Genomic DNA, 2,944 nt, shown 5'->3' on the forward strand with positions numbered 1-2,944 from the left:
GTGCCCAGTGCCGGCAGCGATACCATCACCATCGAATACAAGGAGTTCGGTATTCGCCTGACCCTCACGCCCACGGTCATCGACCACAACCGCATCGCCCTGAAAGTCGCCCCGGAAGTCAGCGAGCTGGATTACAGCAACGCGATCCGAATCCAGAATATCCAGGTGCCGGCCCTGACCGTCCGGCGCACCGACACCAGTGTGTCACTGGCCGACGGTGAAAGCTTTGTGATCAGCGGCCTGATCAGCAGCACCAACCGCTCCACCATCGCCAAGCTCCCGGGCCTGGGCGATATCCCGATCCTTGGTGCGTTTTTCCGCGACTCCAATATCCAGAGCGAAGAGAAAGAACTGCTGATGATTGTCACGCCGCATCTGGTCCAGCCACTGGCTGCCAATGCGCAGTTGCCGTCGCTGCCCGGCGAAAAACTGCGCACCTATGACCCGAACTGGTTCCGCCTGTTCTTCCTGGAAAACGGCAACTTCGACCGTCGCAGTGGACTTTCCCAATGAGCGATAGCCTGAGCCAGACCTTCCTGGCAATCACCCGTAACAGCACCGACCTGGAATGGCTCCAGGGTGCCCTGGCCCCTCTTGGCCAAGTGATCAACGTGGGCGGCGGCAGCCTGGATGAATTGCTGGCACTGGTGGACGTGACCTTCGCCAACCTGGTGTTCGTGGGCCTGGACCGCGAGCACCTGGTAGCCCAGAGCGCCTTGATCGAAGGCGCCCTGGAAGCCAAGCCGATGTTGGCGGTGGTGGCCTTGGGCGACGGCATGGACAACCAGTTGGTACTCAACGCCATGCGTGCCGGCGCTCGGGATTTTGTCGCCTATGGTTCACGCTCCAGCGAAGTGGCCGGGCTGGTGCGGCGCCTGAGCAAGCGCTTGCCGCCCAGCGCGCCGAACGCCCATCTGGGCGGCCTCACCGTGCTTTACGGTGCCCAGGGCAATACCGATGGCGCCCTGCTGGCGAGCCACCTGGCGATGGTGGTGCAAAAGAGCGGCCAGCAGACGCTGATGCTCGACCTCGGCCTGCCCAGGGGCGACAGCCTGGCGCTGCTGGGCCTGGACAGCACCTTCAATTTCGGCGACGCCTTGCGCCACCTGCGACGCCTGGACGCCACCCTGATCAACAGCGCGTTCACCAGCACCGACGACGGCCTGCGGATCCTCGCCTACGCCGCCAGCGATGACCCGTTGGAAATGACCAGCGCCGCCGAGCTGTACATGCTGCTCAGCGCCTTGCGTCAGCACTTCCAGCACATCGTGGTCAACCTCACCGGGCAAGCGGACAGCGAAGCCCTGCGCACCTTTGTCAGCCACTGCGACAAGCTGTTGTGGTGCACCGACCAGTGCGTACTCGACTGTCGGCGTAACCTGGCGATGCTGAACCTGTGGCGCGAGAAAGGCATGAAACTCGACCATGCCAAGCTGCTGGTCGATCGCTACGTCAAAGGCTGTGCCCCCGGCACCGAAGCCCTGGAAAAAAGCTTCGGCCTGGAGTGCATCGCCGTGCTGCCCCTGAGCCCCGAAGTGCGCCTGAACGCCAAGAACCAGGGGCAAAGCCTGTTCACCCTGGCCCCCCGCGAAGCGTTGACCCAAGCCCTGCGCCACCTGGGCGAGCGCCTGGCCAAACGCACCGAAGGCCTGGATAAACCTTCGACGCGCTGGTTCGAACGCCTTCTGGGAGCGAGTCGATGAACGGCGAAAAACTCTTCGGCGCTCCGGCCCGTGGAAGTACCGCGCACAACGACCACGACGGCCTGAAACTGGTGCTGCATCGCTACATCATCGATGCCATCGAAGAGTCGGGCCAGAACCTGCTGGAAGGCTCGCGCCAATCCCTGGCGCAATTTGTCATCGACAAAGTGGCCGAATACATCACGCGCATGCACCTGGCGATCTCGCGCTATGAGATGGAGCGCCTGGCCGAGGAAATCGTCGATGAGCTGACCGGCTTCGGCCCGCTGGAAGTGCTGCTGCGCGATGTGTCGATCACCGAGATCCTGGTCAACGGCCCGCACAGGGTGTTTATCGAGCGTGACGGAGTACTCCACCAGAGCGACCTGCGCTTTATCGACGCGCACCATGTAGAACGCGTGATGCAGCGCATTCTCGCGCCCCTTGGAAGGCGCCTGGATGAGTCGTCGCCGATGGTCGATGCGCGCTTGCCGGATGGCAGCCGGGTCAATGCGATCATCCCGCCGATTGCCCTGGACGGCCCGTGCCTGTCGATCCGTAAATTTCGCAAGGACATGCTCAAGAGCAGCGACCTGGTGGCGATGCAAACCATCGACCACAACATCTTAGAGTTCTTCCAGGAGGCGGTGGGCAAGCGCTGCAATATCCTGATCAGTGGCGGCACCGGCACCGGCAAGACCACGCTGCTCAATATCCTCAGCCAATTGATCAACCCCCACGAACGCCTGGTCACCATCGAAGACGTCGCCGAGCTGCAACTGGGCCACCCCCACGTGGTGCGCCTGGAAACCCGCCCGCCCAATGCCGAGGGGCATGGCGAGGTCAAGGCCAGCGACCTGATTCGCAACGCCCTGCGGATGCGCCCGGACCGCATCATCCTTGGCGAGATCCGTGGCGTCGAAGTGCTCGACGTGATGACGGCCATGAACACCGGCCATGACGGTTCCATGAGCACCGTGCACGCCAACAATGCCCAGGACGCGTTGCTGCGCCTGGAAACCCTGGTGGGCCTGACCGGTCGGGTGGTGGCGGAGAAAACCCTGCGGCAGATGATCTGTGCCGCACTGGATGTGGTGGTGCAACTGACGCGCCTGCCCGATGGGCACCGTTGCGTCAGCGAGGTGGTGGAAGTGGTGGGGGTGCGCGACGACGTGTATGTCACCAACACCCTGTTCCGCCTCGACCGCCGTACCGGTTTCGGCTTTCTGCGCGAAGCGCTCAACCCGGCCGGCGACAAGCTG

The 2,944-nt window shown here is 63.2% G+C and carries 2 protein-coding genes and 1 pseudogene; all 3 read left to right on the top strand.

What is annotated here, in order from left to right:
• Window positions 1-513, top strand: a pseudogene (locus BKD70_RS22330) (type II and III secretion system protein family protein); the annotation flags it as partial.
• Window positions 510-1,703 carry a pilus assembly protein gene (locus tag BKD70_RS22335; RefSeq protein WP_034125887.1) on the top strand — a complete coding sequence of 398 codons (1,194 nt, stop codon included), beginning with the start codon at window positions 510-512 and terminating at the stop codon, window positions 1,701-1,703. The pseudogene BKD70_RS22330 and the gene BKD70_RS22335, both read left to right, overlap by 4 nt.
• The coding region (locus BKD70_RS22340) for a CpaF family protein (protein WP_070415415.1) at window positions 1,700-2,944 on the top strand (1,245 nt) is incomplete at its 3' end. The genes BKD70_RS22335 and BKD70_RS22340, both read left to right, overlap by 4 nt.

Origin of the sequence: Pseudomonas sp. BS-2016 (genome assembly GCF_001806145.1) — a bacterium.
Lineage (GTDB): Bacteria > Pseudomonadota > Gammaproteobacteria > Pseudomonadales > Pseudomonadaceae > Aquipseudomonas > Aquipseudomonas lundensis.